This window comes from Caballeronia sp. GAWG1-5s-s, assembly GCF_023631445.1.
Taxonomy (GTDB): Bacteria; Pseudomonadota; Gammaproteobacteria; order Burkholderiales; family Burkholderiaceae; genus Caballeronia.
Genome location: NZ_JALQDC010000029.1, coordinates 227,232 through 246,088 on the forward strand (window position 1 = coordinate 227,232; position 18,857 = coordinate 246,088).

15 protein-coding genes are annotated in these 18,857 nt (G+C 65.0%); 3 read left to right on the top strand and 12 right to left on the bottom strand.

Annotation, left to right across the window (positions count from 1 at the left end; translation table 11 throughout):
- Positions 1–41 precede the first annotated feature (41 nt).
- Positions 42–3,035 (top strand): hybrid sensor histidine kinase/response regulator, encoded by a 2,994-nt coding sequence (locus tag NCR34_RS22085; protein ID WP_248324675.1) that lies wholly within the window; start codon positions 42–44, stop codon positions 3,033–3,035.
- 16 nt (positions 3,036–3,051) lie between these two features.
- On the opposite strand, the gene otnC is transcribed toward NCR34_RS22085, so the two are convergent.
- From otnC to NCR34_RS22105, 4 genes are all read right to left on the bottom strand, one after another.
- Positions 3,052–3,711 (bottom strand): 3-oxo-tetronate 4-phosphate decarboxylase, encoded by a 660-nt coding sequence (gene otnC / locus NCR34_RS22090; RefSeq protein ID WP_248324676.1) that lies wholly within the window; start codon positions 3,709–3,711, stop codon positions 3,052–3,054.
- The gene (otnK, locus tag NCR34_RS22095; protein WP_248324677.1) at positions 3,708–5,009 is read right to left on the bottom strand and encodes a 3-oxo-tetronate kinase; all 1,302 of its coding nucleotides are present in this window, start codon (positions 5,007–5,009) and stop codon (positions 3,708–3,710) included. Before otnK ends, otnC begins: the two co-directional genes overlap by 4 nt.
- A 101-nt stretch (positions 5,010–5,110) precedes the next feature.
- Positions 5,111–6,172 (bottom strand): sugar-transfer associated ATP-grasp domain-containing protein, encoded by a 1,062-nt coding sequence (locus NCR34_RS22100; RefSeq protein WP_248324678.1) that lies wholly within the window; start codon positions 6,170–6,172, stop codon positions 5,111–5,113.
- A 190-nt stretch (positions 6,173–6,362) separates the two neighbouring features.
- On the bottom strand, positions 6,363–8,105 hold the full coding sequence (locus tag NCR34_RS22105) for a hypothetical protein (RefSeq protein WP_248324679.1): 1,743 nt from the start codon (positions 8,103–8,105) through the stop codon (positions 6,363–6,365).
- Between the two features lie 655 nt (positions 8,106–8,760).
- Between NCR34_RS22105 and NCR34_RS22110 the strand changes: the two genes are divergently transcribed.
- Positions 8,761–8,952 carry a hypothetical protein gene (locus NCR34_RS22110; RefSeq protein ID WP_248324680.1) on the top strand — a complete coding sequence of 64 codons (192 nt, stop codon included), beginning with the start codon at positions 8,761–8,763 and terminating at the stop codon, positions 8,950–8,952.
- Between the two features lie 95 nt (positions 8,953–9,047).
- Here NCR34_RS22110 and NCR34_RS22115 read toward each other — a convergent pair whose 3' ends face one another.
- From NCR34_RS22115 to NCR34_RS22125, 3 genes are all read right to left on the bottom strand, one after another.
- Entirely contained in the window at positions 9,048–10,334 is a 1,287-nt protein-coding gene (locus tag NCR34_RS22115; protein WP_371747512.1) for a PQQ-dependent sugar dehydrogenase, read from the bottom strand.
- Between the two features lie 25 nt (positions 10,335–10,359).
- Positions 10,360–10,812: a DUF2231 domain-containing protein gene (locus NCR34_RS22120; RefSeq protein ID WP_175945446.1), complete on the bottom strand. Its 453-nt coding sequence runs from the start codon at positions 10,810–10,812 to the stop codon at positions 10,360–10,362.
- Positions 10,813–11,019: 207 nt separating this feature from the next.
- Positions 11,020–11,763, bottom strand: coding sequence for an SDR family oxidoreductase (locus NCR34_RS22125; protein ID WP_248324681.1), 744 nt, complete (start codon positions 11,761–11,763; stop codon positions 11,020–11,022).
- A gap of 114 nt (positions 11,764–11,877) precedes the next feature.
- Between NCR34_RS22125 and NCR34_RS22130 the strand changes: the two genes are divergently transcribed.
- On the top strand, positions 11,878–12,801 hold the full coding sequence (locus tag NCR34_RS22130) for a LysR family transcriptional regulator (protein ID WP_206470829.1): 924 nt from the start codon (positions 11,878–11,880) through the stop codon (positions 12,799–12,801).
- 6 nt (positions 12,802–12,807) lie between these two features.
- On the opposite strand, the gene pelG is transcribed toward NCR34_RS22130, so the two are convergent.
- Genes pelG through NCR34_RS22155 form a run of 5 tightly spaced genes read right to left on the bottom strand, consistent with a single transcriptional unit; the run spans position 12,808 to position 18,821 of the window.
- Complete coding sequence (gene pelG, locus NCR34_RS22135) at positions 12,808–14,178, bottom strand: exopolysaccharide Pel transporter PelG (protein ID WP_206470830.1); 1,371 nt, start codon at positions 14,176–14,178, stop codon at positions 12,808–12,810.
- Positions 14,179–14,194: 16 nt separating this feature from the next.
- Positions 14,195–15,775 (bottom strand): GT4 family glycosyltransferase PelF, encoded by a 1,581-nt coding sequence (pelF, locus tag NCR34_RS22140; RefSeq protein ID WP_248324682.1) that lies wholly within the window; start codon positions 15,773–15,775, stop codon positions 14,195–14,197.
- Positions 15,772–16,827, bottom strand: a complete 1,056-nt coding sequence (locus tag NCR34_RS22145; protein ID WP_248324683.1) for a tetratricopeptide repeat protein — start codon at positions 16,825–16,827, stop codon at positions 15,772–15,774. The genes pelF and NCR34_RS22145 overlap by 4 nt, the downstream gene beginning before the upstream one ends.
- On the bottom strand, positions 16,814–18,271 hold the full coding sequence (locus tag NCR34_RS22150) for a PelD GGDEF domain-containing protein (RefSeq protein ID WP_248324684.1): 1,458 nt from the start codon (positions 18,269–18,271) through the stop codon (positions 16,814–16,816). The genes NCR34_RS22145 and NCR34_RS22150 overlap by 14 nt, the downstream gene beginning before the upstream one ends.
- Positions 18,272–18,275: 4 nt before the next feature.
- Complete coding sequence (locus tag NCR34_RS22155; RefSeq protein ID WP_250501059.1) at positions 18,276–18,821, bottom strand: penicillin-binding protein activator LpoB; 546 nt, start codon at positions 18,819–18,821, stop codon at positions 18,276–18,278.
- Between the last annotated feature and the right edge of the window lie 36 nt (positions 18,822–18,857).

Sequence of the window (18,857 nt, forward strand, 5' to 3'; positions counted from 1 at the left end):
TGCAGCACTCGAAAAACGCCGAAGTGCCAGGGTATCGCCAAATGGATGTCAAGGATCAAGGTCTCGTCGGTTCTGCCGGTTCGGGCAGCGGACACTTCGAGCGCATGATCGCGGGGGTCAGGGACTACGCGATCTATCTTCTTTCTCCGACCGGTCTGGTCACGAGCTGGAACGTCGGTGCCGAGCGCATCAAAGGCTATGCGCCCGAGGAAATCATTGGTCAGCACTTCTCACGGTTTTATACCGAAGAGGACCGCGCGACGGACCTGCCTTTGCGCGCGCTGGAGATTGCGGTCCGCGAAGGCAAATTCGAATCGGAAGGCTGGCGCGTGCGCAAGGACGGTTCGCGTTTCTGGGCACATGTCGTGCTCGATTCCCTGTTCGACGATTCGGGGCATCATGTCGGCTACGCCAAGATCACGCGCGACATCACTGCCCAACACGAAGCGAGGCAGATCGCCGAACGTCAGAAAGCCTTGGCGCTCGATGCCCGCACGCGCGAATATCACGAGTTGCTGCGGCTCTTCGAGCAGGCGCCCGGCTTCGTGTGTTTCTTTCGGGGTGCGAATCATGTCTACCAGCTACAGAACGGAGCGCATCATCGGCTTGCGGGATTCAGGCCGATTATCGGCAAGCCTGTGAGAGAGGCGTTGCCCGAACTCGCAGGGCAAGGCTTCTTCGAACTGCTCGACGAGGTGTATCGAACGGGCCGCCCGTATGTCGGCCGCGCCGTGCCGTTGCGTGTCGATCCGCTCGCGGGCGGCGAGAGCGAAGTGCGCTTCATCGACTTCGTGTACCAGCCTATCGTCGATGACGCGGGCGTGGTCGTCGGTATCTTCTCGCAAGGCAACGACGTCACCGATCAGGTCGCGGCGCAAGAGGCGCTCAGGCGCAAGCAAGGGGAACTGGAACAGGTCATCGTCGAGCGCACCGAGGCGCTGGAAAGCACGAGCCGGGCGCTGGAACTGGCGAAGGAACTGCACGTCGACAACGCGCGCCTCCTGCGGCTTTTCGAGCAGGCGCCAGGTTTCGTCTGCGTGTTGCGCACGCGCGAGCACATATTCGAACTGGCGAACGCGGCGTATCGCAGCCTGACGGGCGATCGCGATCTCGTCGGAAAGCGCGTGCGGGATGCGTTGCCCGAAGTGGTCGAACAAGGCTTCATCGAGGTGCTGTCGGGCGTCTTCGACACCGGCGAGCCTTACGTCGGCAAGGCCGTGCCGGTCATGATCCGCCCGCGCGACGGCGCGCCGCTCGAAACGCGCTTTCTCGACTTCGTTTATCAGCCCATTGCAGGCAACGACGGCGAAGTGGTCGGCATCTTCGTTCAGGGCCAGGACGTCACGGTGCAGAAGCTCGCGCAGGACGAAGTGGAGCGCTATCAAACGAGCCTCGAAGCGCTGGTCGAAGAGCGCACGCGCGAACTCGAACAGACGCAAGCCGCGTTGCAGCGTTCGCAAAAGCTGGAGGCGATCGGCAAGCTCACCGGCGGCATCGCGCATGACTTCAACAACATCCTGCAGGTGATCGGCGGCAATCTGCAACTGTTGTCCGCTTCTGTTGCCGGCAACGAGACGGCGATCAAGCGCGTGGACACTGCGGCGAGCGCGGTGGAGCGCGGCGCTAAACTGTCTTCGCAACTGCTGGCGTTCGCGCGGCGTCAGCCATTGCAGCCGGTCGTCACGAATCTCGCGCCCGTGGTCGCGGGCATGGACGACATGCTTCGGCGCGCGCTGGGCGAGTCGGTGGTCATGGAGACGGTTCTGGCGGGCGGGCTATGGAACGTGCAGGTCGACCCGCATCAGCTCGAAAACGTCGTGCTGAATCTCGCGATCAACGCCCGCGACGCCATGCCCGACGGCGGCAAGCTCACCATCGAACTGAGCAATTCGATGCTGGACGACGACTACGTCGCATCGGACGCCGATCTCGAACCGGGCCAGTACGTGATGCTCGCCATCTCCGATACCGGCACCGGCATGACGCGCGAAGTGATGGAACGCGCATGCGATCCGTTCTTCACGACGAAGCCGGAAGGCGTCGGCACCGGGCTTGGCCTCTCGATGGCGTATGGCTTCGTCAAGCAAAGCGGCGGGCACTTCAAGATCTACAGCGAAATAGGGCACGGCACCACGATCAAGATCTATCTTCCGCGCTCGCATGAAGCCGTGGTGCAGACCACGTCGCTCGCGGCGGCGCCAGTCGTCGGCGGCACGGAGACGATTCTCGTCGTGGAAGACGATCGCGCCGTGCAGACCACCGTCGTCGAAATGCTGCGCGAGCTCGGGTATCAGGTGCTCAAGGCCGACAACGCCGAGAGCGCGCTCGGCATCTTGCAGAGCGGCTTGGCCATCGACCTGTTGTTCACCGATGTCGTGATGCCCGGCAAGCTGCGCAGTCCCGAGCTCGCGCGAGGCGCGAAGGCGCTCTTGCCGAACATCGAAGTGCTGTTCACTTCCGGGTACACGCAAAACGCGATCGTGCATGGCGGACGGCTCGACGCCGGCGTGCAATTGTTGACGAAGCCTTATCGGCGCGAACAACTCGCGCGCAAGATCCGGCACATGCTGTCGAACCGAAAGCAGGTCGCGCTTGCGCGTTCACAGCCGGCGAGGCAGACGGTGGCTCCGGTCGCGCCGTTGCCGCAGCGCTTCGGCGTGCTCGTCGTCGAGGATCACCCGGAATTGCGCGAGATGGCGGTCGAACTCATTCGGGCGTTGGGGCATCGGGTGACGGCGGCCGCCAGCGCGGAGGAAGCGCTCGCGTCGTTCGCCAAGGACGACTTCGACATTCTCTTTACCGATGTCGGGTTGCCCGGCATGGACGGCGTCGCGCTGTCGCGAAGGCTCAAGGCAGAGCAGCCCGGCCTGCGCGTCATCTATGCGACGGGCTACGGCGAGGCGATCGAAGCGGGCGCCGACAGCAGCGGCACGGTGTTGGCGAAGCCTTATACGCTCGCGAGCCTGAACGCGGTGCTCGCGCAGTTTTCCGAAGCGGCATCGGACGGACACGCCGCCGCGGACGGCTCGGTATAGGCGCTTTAGTCGCGGGCTACCAGCGCGCGCCGAAGCTCTGCCGCAGTTCGTCGATGGCGGCGTCGTCGAGCGGCGCGGGCCGCGGCGTGGTCATCAGCCAGAGGCGGGCGGTTTCTTCGAGTTCCTCGAGCGCATACGACGCATGCGAGACACTGCGCTCCCACACCACGGGCCCGAGCCGCTCCAGCAGCACGGCGCGCACGTCGGCCGCGCGCGCCGCGATCTCGGCCGCCGCCTGCGGGTCGCCGGGGCGGCGGTAGCGCACGAGCGGTACGTGGCCGACCTTCATTACGTAGTAAGGCGTGATCGGCGGCAGCACGTCCTCGTCGCTCCAGACGCCTGCGAGCGTCAGCGCAACCAGCGACGTCGAATGCGTATGCACGATGCCGCGCGTCTCGACGCTGCCCTCGTAGATGCGCCGATGCAACTCCAGTGTCTTCGAAGGCCGCGCGCCGGAAACGTGCCGTCCCTGCGCATCCACTTTGGCGATCTGCGCGGGATCGAGCCGGCCGAGACAGGCATCCGTCGGCGTGATAAGCCAGCCGTCGTCGCAGCGCGCGCTGATGTTGCCCGCCGTGCCCACGGTGTAGCCGCGCGCGTACAGACTTTCGCCGACCGTGCAGATTTCCTCGCGCAGCTTCGCGTCGCTGGCCGATGCGATGACGGTGTCGCTCACGCGCGCTCTCCTTCTATGTAACGCAACGCCTTGTCGAAGAAATCGCGCGCGCCGAAATTGCCGGACTTCAACGCGAGCGCCAGCGGCGTGTCGCCGACACTGACGGTCACCGGCACGCCCGGATCGATGGGCGGCCCGATCTGCAACATCTGCACGCCGAGCGCCTGCACCACCGCGCCCGATGTCTCGCCGCCCGCGACGACGAACTTGCGCACGCCGCGCGCGCGGGCTTCACGGGCGATGGCGGCGAGCGCATCCTCGACGAGCTGACCCGCCGCCGCGCTGCCGAGCTCTTGCTGCACCGCTTTGACTTCGTCGGGTGAAGCCGTGGCGTAGACCAGCACCGGCTGCGGCGCGTGCGCGTCGATGAAGGCGAGCGCCTCGTCGACGACCGCCTCGCGCCGTGCGAGCGCGCGCGGATCGACGCGAAACGCCGGCCGCGTCGCGATCCATTCGGCTACTTGCGCGTTGGTCGCGTTCGATGCGCTGCCCGCCAAGACAAGCGCCGCGCCCTCGACGGCGGGCAGGTCCGCTGCCTTGTCGTTCGGCTCGATGAGTCCGGCGCGCCGGAAGTTCTCCGGCAAGCCGATGGCGACGCCCGAGCCGCCCGTGATGAGCGCGAGATCGGCACAGGCCGCGCCGAGCGTGCGCAGGTCGGCGTCGGTGAGCGCGTCGGCAATGGCGAGACGCACGCCGTCGGCACGCAAGGCGGCAATCGCGCCGCGCACGGCATCGGCGCCCGCGGCGACCGTATCGCTCGCGATCAGACCGACCTTCGATTTGCTTTGCCGTTGGAGGACGCGAACGAGGTTGGGGTCGCGCATCGGCGTGAGCGGATGGTGCTCCATGCCCGATTCGCTGAGCAGCGCGTCACCGACAAAGAGGTGCCCGCGATAGACCGTGCGCTTGTTCTCGGGAAACGCAGGGCAGGCTATCGTGAAGTCCGCGCCGCTTTGCCCGGCGAGCGCATCGAGCAGCGCCTCGGCGACCGGGCCGATGTTGCCCGCATCGGTGGAATCGAACGTCGAACAGTATTTGAAGAAGAACTGGCGGCAACCCTGCGCGCGCAGCCAGTCGAGCGCCGCGAGCGATTGGGCGACCGCATCGGCCGCTTCGATCGTGCGCGATTTGAGCGCGACGACCACGGCGTCGGCGTCGAGGCGCGTGTTCGAGGCGGGCACGCCGATGGTCTGAACCGTGCGCATGCCGCCGCGCACGAGCATGCTCGCGAGATCGGTGGCGCCGGTGAAGTCGTCGGCGATGCATCCCAGGACGGGATGCCGGGTGGATGTGTGCATGTGCGACCTCCGTTGCGACGATTGTACGGGCGATCGGTGCGAAAGCGGTGGCGCAATGGACTATGAACCACGCATTCGCTCAGACCATAACGCAAAGACGCTTATGCCATCGGCCGCAACGTTTCCCACTTCAGATCGGTGAAGCACGGCCCTTGCGTGGCCTCGCTGAACTTCACGTCGTTATGCTCGGCGTTCCACTCCATCACGAGCACGTTTTCATCGATATCGACGGTCAGGTCCCAGCCGACGCAGCGCGCGAACGGCGCCTTCGCATGCAGCGCGATCACTTTCTCCACGCACTTTGAAAACGCGGGCAAGGTCACGCCGTCGAAGCGGATTTTCGAATCGGGGTGCGCGTCGACGCGGGTCCAGTCGCTCAGATAGCCCGTGCTGAAGAGTCGCCCGCTTTCCAGATGCACCGGCACGCACACTTCGCTGTCGGGGCGAATGTACGTGTCCGCGGACCGGCCGAGGCGCAGAAAACAGGCGCGCAGCGAGATATGGCCCGCATCGTCGACGACGGTGGTCAGGCGCACCGTCGCGACCGCCTTCGACGCGAACTGGTCGAACGTCGCGTGCTGGACGATGAAGCGTTGCAGCACGCCGTTGCCGAGCTGGCTGATGCGCTCGGCATCGAAGTCCTTGCGGTCCATCAGAAAGACGCCCTTGCCCTGCATCGAGTGATCGAGCTTGAACGCGATCCGGTCCGTCGTGCTGAAAACGAAGTTCGCGACCTGAGACTTGTGGATGGCGGTGTGATCGGCCGTGTAGAAGATGCCGTTCACGTAGTAGCCGAGATCGGGGAACGCGTCGTCCTGAAAGAGCAGCCGCGACACTGGCTTCAAGTGCGACATCTGCCCGTAGAGGCCCTTCATCTTCGGAACGACGATCCAGCCGTAGTAGTTGTCCGGAATCCAGCCTTCCTTGAACTCGCCGTTCAGCGCCGTGTAGACGTGGAGCCACGGCGCATAGCAGGCGTCGCCGAGCACGTCGCGTGCGTACGCATCCGCGAGCCGCAGTTGCGCGGCATTCGTTTTGCCCTGCCTGCTCTCGATGCTACGCAGCACCTCGCGCGCCTCCCGCGCATGCTTCCGATGAAAGCGATGTTGCGAGAGGTTCTTCCACGAGATCTTGACGAGGCTTTCGACGTACGGTGCGGGCATGGTGGTTCCGCTCTGACTGAGTTTTGTTGTTTGACTTTATCGAGCAACAGAGCCTACCGGCCGTAACTGACGAAACCCTTAAGGAACGGGATCGTGGCGAGAAACGGCTGACTTTTGGCGGGCGGCATGAGCAGACAATACGGCGGCTTTCGGCATACGAATACGGTAGTGGCGATGCGTTGCGCGCACGTCATTGCGGCCACGGACACACGTCTGCGGAACCGCGCGCGATCACGAGCGCCGTTGCAGCGGCGAGCGCATAGCGTCCGTCAGGCACCACGTTGCAGTATTGGTCGTACCAACTGCCTCCGGACGCGGCTGGCGGTATCGTGACCGAGGTCGATGCAACCGCGCATGCGGTGCCGTCGTACTGACACACCGGATTTACGTAGACCCATCCGTTCGAATATTGCCGCGCGCAGACGCCGGCATTGGCGCCGTTCACCCAGCCGCATGCGCCGGAAGGCGGCGACCCGTACGGATCGACCGAAGGCGGCGGCGCAACCGGCCGGCCGACTGGCAGCCGCGGGAAACCGCTGAACGCGAGGCTCTCGCTCGTGGCGCTTGCGGTGGCCGCGGTGTCGAGCGTGACGCTCGTCGATGAGTCCACGGTTGCGATGGTCGAACCCGGCGCGATGCCCGCGCCGTTCACGTGAAGTCCCGCCGCGAGGCCGCGCGTGCCGGAAAGGCCAGTGACAGTCGCGCTGCCGCGCGCCAATGTCCCGGTCAGCGCAAGGTCGACGTAGCCGCCCATCGACGGCGGATACGCTTGCGCCGCGCGCGACGAGATTTGTCCGGCCGAGAGGTAGTTCTGCGTGCCCTGCGTGACGAGCAGCAGCCATGCCGTCGCCCACGTCTCTTCGGCGCGCGTCATGCCGCCGGTGTCGTGTCCGTCGAGATAGCTGATCGCGCCGTAGAACTTCTGGCTCGCGCGTTCGGCGTTGTAGAGATGCGCGGCGAAGAGATCGTCGATCATGAAGCCGTTGTACCACCGGTTCGCCAAGGTCGTGCCTTGATGCTGCGGAACGTTTTCTTCGATCACGCCGCTCACTGCATCGGCGATGTCGGTCCACTTGACGCCGCCTTGATAGCTTACGTTGGCCACCGTCGCAAGGCCCATTGTTTTCGCTTGCGCGCTGAGATACTTGATGTAGTCGAGGTTCGCTGCGCTCCAGTTGGCATCGTCGGCCGATGTGTATTGCGTGACGAACGTTCCGCCACATGCAGGACGCAACGAAGCCGGACACGGGGAAACGGTGCCGCTATAGTGCCCGGCTTGATAGACGGCTCCGTTTCTGATGTTCGCAGTGCTCACGTTGTCGAGGGAAAGCGCCTGATAGCCGCTCGCGAGCGCCGCCATCGACTGGAACAGGTGCTGACGGACGGCGGGATTCGCGATATCGACGACCGGATAGCGCGTGTCGCCGAATTCGTAGAGCACGTTGCCGTCCGAGCCGTATTCGATCCAGTCCGGATGGTGGTAGTACAGCCAGCCGAGTTGCGTCGCGGGATAGTCGGCGCCGGCGCCTGTCCATCCGGCGGGCATGAAGTAGAGGCGGTACGCGGGCGCGTAGGACATCGAGTAGATGCCGAGCTGCGCGCTGTAACCCGACGACCACATCGCGCCGACCTGGCCGACGAGACGCTGTTGCGCCGCTTGCGTCGTCGGGCCGAAGGCTTGCAGGAAGTTGATCGGATAGCTGAGGCTTTCGATCGAAATGGGCAAGTAGCCGGTATCGGCGGTGGTGACTTGTGAAGCAGGCGCGGGCGATGCAACGGGCGCTGCCGTCGTTGCGGAGACGGTCGCATCGCTGGCGTTATTGCTTCCGCTGCATCCGGGCAGGACGCTGCAAAAAACGATCGCGCAGACGCAGCTTCGCATCTGGCGGAACAGCTTGAAAAAGGGCGTGGCAGATGCGTCGTTATTGTTCAATTTTCCCCTCGTGTATTTTTTATGCATCTGTAAAGCCGGGTTGCTGCGAATCGCAGCAACGACGAGCTATCGATATCGCAAGTGGTCGCGAGCCGATCGTCTTGAGCGTCTTTGCTGCTCGTCGGCAAGCAATCCGAAGTGTCGATGTTTCGATCGATACAGCTGCCTAAAAGCAAGCAATAGCTCGACGCGAAACTCGGATTTATCTTAACGTGAATTCAGAATGAGGTAGGACAATTCGCATCTTCTTCGCATGGTCATCGTTCGAAGTGCGAAAGACATGCGAGAGTGCGAACGCGCTCGAAGCGGCCGCTCCTGGAGCGCCGAAGTCAGGTTCTCGAAGTGGCCGGGAAGAAACGAAGCGGTAACTGCCAATAGATGGCGCCGCGCTTCACCAAACCGCGCGACTGCACTAGCACGTGTCTTCGAACATATGCGTGTGCGAACCCGCATTCAAAATGCAGATCCGCGCCGACCCCCGCGCCCGGCGCTGAATCGTTCGCGACCGCTCACAACTTGACAAAGAGATAACGGCGAACACCACAACCGGGCTAGACTCGTCAGCACAAACGCACAGCCGCGCGATCACATGCCATACAAAAACGAAGCACGCCGGCAAAGATGCGAAAGACCGCACGTTTCTCGGGGATCGTGAATGAAAAGGACGACGCTGATACGCCTGTTCGATGCGCTCGCATCGGGCTTCATCTGGCTGGTCGCAATGAGCACCTTGCGCATCGTGCTCGCGCGCGACTGGCTTCAACACCGCATGGCCGCTCGTTGCGAGCGAGGTCATCCGGGCGCGGTGTCGCGTGATCGCGATATCGCGTACCCGAACAGAACCTGACGCAATAACGAACGATAACGGGCGGTAACGACCGCAAAACACAGCGGGCCCTCGAAACGAAGGCCCGCCGTGTTCGCTTCCGCACGAAAGACGCGCTAGCCGCCTGCCTTGGTCACGCGCCAGACGGCGTTCCCGGCGTCGTCGGCGATCAGGAGCGCGCCGTCCTTGTCCTGTGCCAGTCCGACCGGCGCGCCGCGCAACTGCTTCTCGTCGGCCGACACGAATCCGGTGACGACGGGCTTCGGCGCGCCGACCGGCTGGCCGTCCTGGAACGCGACGTACGCGACCGCATAGCCCGCGAGCGGCGAACGGTCCCAGCTGCCGTGCTCGCCGATGAACGCGCCGCCGCGATACTGCTCGGGGAGATTGCCGCCGGTATAGAACAGCAGCCCGAGCGGCGCGACGTGCGACCCGATGGCGTAATCCGGCTTGATGGCTTTCTGGACGAGATCGGGTCTTTGCTGATGCACGCGCTCGTCCACGTGCTGTCCATAGTAGCTATACGGCCAGCCGTAGAAAGCGTGCTCCTTCACCGAAGTCAGATAGTCAGGAACGAGATCGGCGCCGATCTCGTCGCGTTCGTTCGCTACCGCCCACAGCTTGCCCGTCTTCGGCTCCCATTGCAGCGAGGTCGGATTGCGGATGCCGGAGGCGAACACGCGGCTGCCGCCCGTCGCAATGTCGACTTCCAGCACGGCCGCGCGGCGGTATTCCACTTCCAGTCCGTTCTCGCCGACATTGCTGTTCGAGCCGACGCCCACGTAGAGCTTCTTGCCATCGGGGCTCGCAAGCAGCGCCTTCGTCCAGTGATGGTTGATGGTGCTCGGCAGATCGGTAAGCTCGACGCCCGTGCCGTCGATATGCGTCGCGCCGGTCTGATACGGGAACGCGAGAATCGCGTCGGTATCGGCGACGAAGAGCGTATTGCCGACCAGTTGCATGCCGAACGGCGAATGCAGATGGTCGATGAAGACGTGCTTCTCCCATTCGCCGCTGCCGTTCGCGGGCTTGCGCAGCAGCGTGATGCGGTTGCCGCCTTTCGCTTCCTTGCCCGAGCGCGTCTGCACCATGCCCGCGATGAGCTGCTTCGGCGTCGTGACCGGCTCTTCGTCAGGACTGCTGGATTCCGCCACGAGGATGTCGCCGTTCGGCAGCGCGTACACCTGACGCGGATGCTCCAGTCCCGACGCGATGCCTTCTATCTTCAGCCCGTCCGCAACCTTGGGTGTCTCGCCGCTTTTCCAGCCGACGTGCTTCGGCACCTGCATCGGCGGGGCGAGGAAGTTGCGCGCGTTCGGCAGCGGCGGATTCGCGCCGGCCTGCTGCTGCGATTCGTAGGACGCGTGTTCGTCGCATCCGGCGAGGCAGGCCGCAACGGCCATCGAAACGAGGCTTGTGCGCATGATGTTATTCACGGACGGCCTCCGGCAGGTTGAAGCGGTTGAACTTGTCGAAGGCGAGCATCACTTGTCCGGCGCTCAGCAGGACGACCGTGACGACCGAGAGGATGACGCTGAGCGGGACCATCGCGTAGGCGTCGCGCGAGTGAACGAATGCGTTCACCACCGCCGCGATGATGCCGAGCAGATTGAGCCAGAAGTCGGTGCGTTCCAGGCTCGTGACCGTGCCTCGCCCGCCGAACCAGACGTGACCGAGATTGATGAACCGCGGAATAATCGCGAAGAGCAGGCCCACGGTGACGAGCCACGCCGCGCCCTTCGCCCAGAAGATGACGGCGTTGATCGCATAGATGATGTCGAAGATCAGCGTGCCGACGAAGAGACCATATGGAATCGGATTGAGCCACTCGAAAAGCGCCGTGGCCAGGCGCGAGCGGTAGCGCGGGCGAATCGGTTTCATGAACGAGCCTCTTTGTAGTTGAACGGAACGGGCGAGAAGCGCCATGCCGCCACGCACGGCGCGTGCCCGTAAGCTGCCACCTTCTTCCGTCCAACCACCGCTTCGCGCGAGGCTTACGCGAAGATTCCGTCCGCCCGACGCAACGCCGACGCAACGCCGACAATTCGCTACGGAGCCCGTACGTAACGCTGCCGGCGAAGCTGCATGTCACGCGCTGAAGCCTCCATCGATCATCAGGCTCGCGCCCGTCACGAACGACGCTTCCGGCCCCGCGACGTACGCCACCATCGCGGCGATTTCATCGGCCCTGGCGTGCCGTTGCACGGCCATCAGCGCGTGCAGCGCGGAGCCGAACTCGCCTTGCTCCGGGTTCATGTCGGTGTCGACCGGACCGGGCTGCACGTTGTTCACGGTGATGCCTTTCGGGCCGAGATCGCGCGCGAGACCCTTCACGAGACCTTGCAGCGCCGCCTTGCTCATCGCGTAGGCCGCGCCGCCCGGGAACGGCATGCGATCCGCGTTCGTGCTGCCGATGTTCACGATTCGTCCGCCAGCCGGCATGTACGGCAGCACCGCTTTCGTCGCGACGAACACGGCGCGCACGTTCACGGCCACGGTCTTGTCGAAGTCGTCGAGCGAGAACGCATCGACCGGGCCGAGATACAGCACGCCTGCGTTGTTGACCAGAACGTCGATCTTGCCGAAGTGGCGCGCGGCCTGATCGATCGCGAGAGTCAGCGCGTCGGCGTCGGCGGCGTCGGACTGGATCGCGAGCACGCGGCCACCGGTTTCTTCGATCTTCGCGGCGAGCGCCGATGCCTGCGCCGTCGATCCGCGATACGTGAACGCGACTGCCGCGCCTTCGGCCGCGAGCCGGCTGACGACCGCCGCGCCGATGCCGCGCGCGCCGCCCGTGACGAAAGCAATCTTGCCGCTGAGACTGTTTGCCATGATCTGCTCCTGCTGGTTGAGTGAAAGTGAAGCCAGTATGGCCGTCGGATTCATCGCCCGGTAGCGCATAATGAGGGCAAGCAGTTTCAACCGGCAGTATCAGGCGAGGGCGCCGTGGAATCGTTCAACTTTTTGGAGTCGTTCGTCGTCACGGCGCAGACCGGCAGTTTCTCGGCGGCGGCCCGCAGGCTCGGCATGACGCCGGCCGGCGTCAGCAAGAACGTCGCGCGGCTGGAGCAGCAACTCGGGCTGCGGCTCTTTCATCGAAGCACGCGCAGCCTGACGCTGACCGACAGCGGCGAGAGCTTCTATCAGGAAGTGCGCGCGCCGTTCGACGCGCTGCGCGACGCCGTCTCGCACGCGGCGGAGCAAAACGGCGCGCCGTCCGGCACGCTGAAAGTGAGCGTCGGCGTCGGTTTCGGGCGCGAGTATCTGGTGCCGATCCTCGGGGAATTTCTGGACCGTTACCCGGCCATCGTCCCGGACGTGCATTTCGACAACCGGCCTGTCGATCTCATCGGCGAGGGCTACGACGCCGCGATCGGCGGCGGCATCGAACTGAACGAAGGCGTCGTGGCGCGCGAACTCGCGCCGGCGCATGTGATCGTGGTGGCGTCGCCCGCGTACATGGCGGACAAGCCGATGCCCGCGCATCCGTCCGAACTCGAAGCGTTCGACGGCATCGCGCGCCGTTCGGTGTCGTCGGGCCGCGTCTTCGCATGGAAGCTGCGCAACGCCGTGGGCGAACAGTGTCTCGTCCGGCATCGCACGCGCCTGATCTTCGACGACCCCGAAGCGATGGCCGCCGCCGCCATGCAAGGACTCGGCATCGCGCTGATTCCGATGCCGCACGCCGCGCGCTGGCTCCAGCAAGGCAGCCTCATGCGTCTGTTGCCGGGCTGGTTCGCCGAGCTCGGCGCGATCAGTCTGTACTATCCGAGCAAGAAGCTCTTGCCGCCGAAAACGCGCGTGTTCGTCGATTTCGTGGTGGACGCTTTTCGCTCCGGGCGGATCAACGCGCGCCTCGACTCGCGCTAGCCGCGCTCACTGAATCATGAAGGTCTCGTATTCGAGCGAATCGAGCTTTCGATCCAGCCAGACGAGACTCGCGAGCACCACGACGAGCAGCGATCCCGCGAATCCGAAGCCGTACCAGCCGGGATTCGCCATGAGCGTCAGTCCCGTCAGCACCACGTTCGACGCGACGAACAATGCGACGAGCGCCAGCACCACGCGCCGCTTGTCCAGATAGAAGAACACGTTGATGACGCCCATGAAGAGCACCTGCAGGCTCGCGGCGATCACATCGACATAAAGCAGCGGCGAGTAGAGCGTCGAAATGCGCAGCCAGCTGAGCAGCGTCGCGCTGATCGCAAAAAGCAGCAGGGCGGCCGTCGCCTGCACCTTGACGATCTCGTAGAGCCCATTGCGCAGCGCCTCGACCATTGCGTTGCGCATGCGCTCGATGTGTTGCAGCGATGCGCCTTCGCGCACCGCGCCGTAGAACGCGTCGTAGTACTCGACGAAGTCCGTCTCGATGCGCATCAGAAACACGGCCATGCCGGGAATGATCGCGAGGTAGGCGAGGAACACGGGAATGTCGTAGATGATCGACGCGCGCAGCGGTCCGATCACCGTCTGCCCCGTGCCCGGCGCGTACCAGAACATGTACTTGTCGACCCAGATGCCGAGGTTGTAGAGAAAGCCCGTCGCCATCAGCGTCGGATAGCGGTAACGCCGCGAGAAGAAGTCATACGCGATGAAGCGGTCGCTCGTGTAATCGCGATAAATGAGCGTGAGCAAGCCCGCGAGCAGCACCGTCTGCCCGAACACGAACCCGCCGAGCAGCCCCGTCAGGCCGAACACGTTCAGCGTGATCGCCGCGCCCGCCGTCAGCGTATAGCCGATGAAAAAGACCCACAGGATCGACATGTACTGCTTCATGCCGGAGAGAAAGATGGTCGCGAGCCAGATGTTGCTCATCACGACGAAGCCGGCGAGCATCAGCAGACGGTACGCCGCTGACTGATCGCGAAACAGGAAGACGACTGCGATGCCGCCGAGCAGCGTCGCGGCGACGGTCGAAACGAGCGCCGCGCCGTGATAGTTCGGCAGCACCATGTCGGCGCGTTTTTCGAAGAGGCGGTCGGAGGTGAAGCGCGTGAAGCCGAGTTGCAGCGGCCCGGTGAGCACGAGCGACAGCGAAATGAGGTACGTCACCGACACCTGAAACTGCGTGATTAGTCCGGTCGGCAGCACGAACGGCAGGCTCAGAATGCCGATCAGCAGCATGCCGATGATCGACAGAATCCACGGTCCCGCGCTGATGAGGCCCGCGTAGGCATACGCCTGCATCAGCCCGACGAGCGTGTCGCGCCGAAGCATCTTGCGCAGTTCGAAGCCGATTCCCGCCATGAAGTTTAGGTATCCTCTATTGTTTGTCGCGCGTTTCGTCGGCGATGAGCCGCTCGTACAGCACGCGATACGCGCCCACCATCCGCTCCTGCGTATAGAAGCGTTCCACTCGCGCGATGCCCGCCGCCTGCGCCGCGCGCCAGTTGTTCTCGTCGAGCAGATCGAGCGCGGCGTCGGCGAGCGCGCGCGGATCGGCGATCTGCACGACGCGGCCCGCTGCGCCGAGCGCGGCGTCTTCGCCGGGCAGACCGTAGATCAGTTGTCGGCAGGAGCCGACGTCCGTCGTCACGGAAGGCACGCCCGCCGCGAAGCCTTCGAGCACCACGAGCGGCAGCGCCTCGGAGATGGAACTGAGCACCAGCACGCCGCATTTCGGCAGCAGTTCTTCGATCTTCTGGAAGCCGAGAAACTTCACCTTGCCTTCGAGCCCGAGACTGTCGACCAGACTGCGGCATTCCTTCGCGTATTCGACATCCTCGTCCTCCGGACCGGCGATCCACGCCTCCGCGAGCGGTTCCTTGCGCACGACGGTCAGCATCGCCCGAATGAAGGTTTTGATGTCCTTGATCGGCACCACGCGCCCGATCAGGCACAGCGTCTTCGGCACGCCCGGCGCGCGCTTTTCGCGCAGCGGCGCGAGTCGCGGCAGGTTGACGCCGTTCGGAATGCTCGCCGTCCTTTGCGCGGGCGCGCCGTCGGCCACTTGCCGCTGGCGATTGCCTTCATAGAGCGCGATGATGTCGTGGGCCGCGTCGTAGCACACGCGCCCGAGCGTTTCGAAGAAGCGCACCCACAGATCGCGGAAGTAGCCGACTTGCGACACGTCGCGCTCGAAGATGCTGCGGTTGTCGCGTATCCACTGGCTCTGAAACAGGTCGATCTTGCGTTCCTTCGTATAGATGCCGTGCTCCGACACGAGCAGCGGCCGGCCCGTGCGATAGTGCGCGAGCGCGCCGAGAAAGCCCGCATAGCCGGTGGACACCGTGTGATAGACGCCCGCATCCGGCAGACCGTCCGCGATGCGCGCGAGCAGCCAGAGCGGCTTGTGCATCACGCGCACGGTCCAGAAATAATCGACGAACGAAGGGTCGGTGCATCGCTCGCGATACTGCTCCGTCACGTAGTTCCACGCCTCGCGCGAGTAGAGGAATTCGCTCTCGGAGAGACGGCCGTCCGGCGCCAGGTCTTTCAGCATGTCGCGCAGCATGGAGCCGGCCGCGGCGCGCATCGCCGGATTGCGCATGGCTTCGTGCAGATCCGCCGATTGCGCGAAGGCCGCCCGATCGCCGCGGCGCTTCGCCACTTCGGGGTTCGCGGCGAAGTCGTAGAGAAAGTGATTCTCCTGATGCACGACGTTCTCCGGCAGCGCATACGAAGCCTTCGGATAGTCCTGCGGACGGCTGCCGAGAAAGCACAGCGCGAAGCTCAGGTCCGGGAACGCGCGGATCATCTGATTCACCCAGCTCGACACGCCGCCGCTCACATACGGGAACGTGCCTTCGAGCAGCAGCACGACGTCGGCACGCGGCGCTTTCGGCAGCGTCGTCGTCAACGCGGGCCACGATGTGTGCGGAATATCGGCGATGTTTGCGTTCATGAGGCGCCTTTGCGCAGCGTGGCGAGCGAGCCGCGCCAGTAATCGAGTACGGGCTTCATGACGGGCAGGACCGCGGACGGGCTCATCTGTCCGAGAAGCGTCTTGACGCGGGCGAAGTCGCCGCGCAGATACGCGGCTTCGGCCAGATAAGGCAGCATGCGGTCGCGCGCGAAGCCGTGTTGAATCGCGCGTTCGAGCAGCATGTCCGCGGCGTCGAGGTCGCCGCGATCGAGCGCGAGCCGTCCGCGCATGCGCCACAGCGCCGCGTCAGCCGGTTCGATATCGAGCGCGGCGGCGGCGTAGGCATCGGCTTGTTCCGCCGCGTTGCGATACACGTCGCCCTGCACGAGATGCGCGTAGATCAGTTCGCCGTATAGCTCGGCGAGCGTCTTGTTCACTTCGTAACGCTCGCGCGGCGTGAGCGGTTCAGACAGGCGAGGGCGTTGGGCGAGGATGCGCTGCGTGAGGCGCTTCTCCTGGCTGTCGAGCATGCCGTAGGCGAGCAGGCGAATATCGTCGAGCGGATCGGCGAGCATGCCGCGCAACAGCGGACTGATGGTGTGCGCGGGCATCGACTGCATGGCGAGCAGCGCCGTCATGCGCAGGGACGTCGCCGCTTCCGCGTTCTGCAACTCGGCCTTGAGGCGCGCGCCGCGTCCGTACGACACATGCGGGATCAGATGCGTCGCGAACTCCGGTTCTTCGATATAGGCGATGCCTTTTGCCGTCACGCGGCGCGGCAACGCGAGCGCGAGCACCATCGCGCCGACGGACACGAGCGCGCCGCCCACCGGCACCGCGAACACGAACATCCACAGATAGCACCACGCGCCCTTCGAGCGATAGCGCGCGGGCAGCGTCCGCCAGCACGCGAACGCGAGCAGCGTGGCCGCCACGGCCTGCGCGGCGAGGCAGACGAGCAGCACGCGCGTCGGCGGCCCGGCGCGCGAGGCGAGCACGAACATGCCGATTTGCACCGCGACGCCGAGTAGCGCCGCGAGCCACGCGAGCCATGCCGTCGCGCGATGGATCGGGCGTTCACGCGTCGGCATGACACAGCCTCAGGAACTGATGCAGCGCGTCGATCGGCGAATCGGCGGAAACACGCATCGAATGCGTCGCGACGCCGGCCGATTCGAAGTCCGTGCCGAACTGCGCGCGCAGGTTTTCCTCGATGCGCAGCAGATAACCCGCGACCGCGCTTTCGCCGGAGAGCGGCATCAGCGTGAGCACGACGCGCTGTGTCGGCGTGACGATGGGCCATTGCGCATCCAGCGAGCGCCGCAGCCGCAGCACGTGTTCGTGCAGCGAGACGCCGAACTCGCTGGCATCGAAGACGAGCGCGACGAGCGACGACTCCACGCCCGTATCGCGCAACAGACGCACGAGGCGCGCGTAATCCAGCGCGAAGTCGTACGGACAGCGGGGAAACGCCTGCAACACCGAACGGCTGATCTCGGCGTGGCGCACGCTATCCGCGTAATAGCCGCCGAGCACGAGCAGGAACTGAAGGTTGTCGCGGGTCATCGCGAGAAACGGCATGCGCTCGACGACGAGCAGCGCGACGTGCCGGCCGCCTGCATCGAGGAGCGGCGCGACGGCGCGGTATCGCGTGCTCGCTTCCGCGCCCGCCACACCCGAGGCCGAGCTGGATTCCGGATGCGTGAGCGCGAGCGTTTCGCGCGCCTCGGCGACGAGCGGATCGGCGAGATCGAGCGCGAACGGCTCGCCGACGCTCGCGACCGGCGTCGTCTGCACCGTGTTGCCGTTCCAGACGAAGAGGCTCGCGGTTTCCAGCTGACACGCCTGCGCGGCCGTCTTCAGAAAGCGCGCCGCGCCGATGAGCGGGCCGTCGTCCTCGTCGTTGAGCGCGAGCGTGCGCAGGCGGGCGAGCGAATCGCGCAGCGTGGCGGGGCGCGCGAGCACGTCCTGTTCGAGCCGTTCATGCGACAGGCGCAGCAGGAACTGGTTCTTCGTGAGAATGGAGAGACGCTCGGCGAGATAGTCGTTGGCGATGCGCGCCTGCCGCTGTCGGCCGATCCAGATATCGCCGAACTGGCCGCATAGAAGCGTCAGCACGAATCCGCCGAAGAAGAAGCTGCCGGGAAAGACAGCGTGCGGGTGCGGCGGGCCGGCTGCGTCCGACACATACCACGCGAGCAGCAGCATGAGCGCGCTCGCCATGCCGGCGAGCGTGCCGTAGCGCAGAGCGAAGACGACCGGCAGGAGCCACACCCAGCCGAAGCCCGTGCGCAACAGCAGCGGATCGGCGGGATCGATGAACCAGCAGACGCCGGCCATGACGACGGTCGCGACGGCGACTTCCATCGCGATGAACGCCGCCCGCCTGCCGGAAATACCCGAAGGCGCGATGACGCGCGCCCACGGCATGTCGCGCGAGACCGACTGCCCGCTTTGCGCCGCGCGTTGCCGTCGCGGGCGCGCCGCGCCGCCCGGCTTGGCCGATGCCTGCGGTTTGCCGTCGACGGTACCCATGGCGTTACTTCGTCAACGCGCCGAGCAGCTCTTTCTCGAGCTTTTGCGCCACGCCCGAGAGCGCGTCGCGGCTCCAGCCGGTGCGGCTGCCCGCCGCGCTCCAGACGACCTTGCCGCTCGCGACATCGACGACCTCGAAGGTCAGGCCCACGGCGGGCTCGCCATCCACGCCGACCTTGTAGCGCCATTCCGTCACCGTGCCGGTCAACGCATAGCGCACGTTCTGCGAGCGCGCCCACGCGAGCGCTTTCGTGTCGATGCCGGGCTTCGCGGTATCGAAGAGCGTCTCCTCGTCGCCGCTATCCGGATAGCGCGTGAGCGCCACGCCGCCCGACGTCAGCAGACTCTGCGCGATGGCCGACGCGCGCAGTCCCGCCTGCGGCGTTTCCGTGCGATTGGTGATCGGCAGCACGGTCCAGCTTGCGTTCTTGTCGAGCGCGGCGCTTGCGTTGTCGCTGCGATCCACCACCGCGCAGGCGTTCAACGCGAGCGCGACCCACACGCTGCTCAACAGGCCCGCCCATCGTTCGAATTGTCGTGTCGTTTTCATGTGTGCTCCGCTTGCCTCGTTTTCGATGCCCGTGAC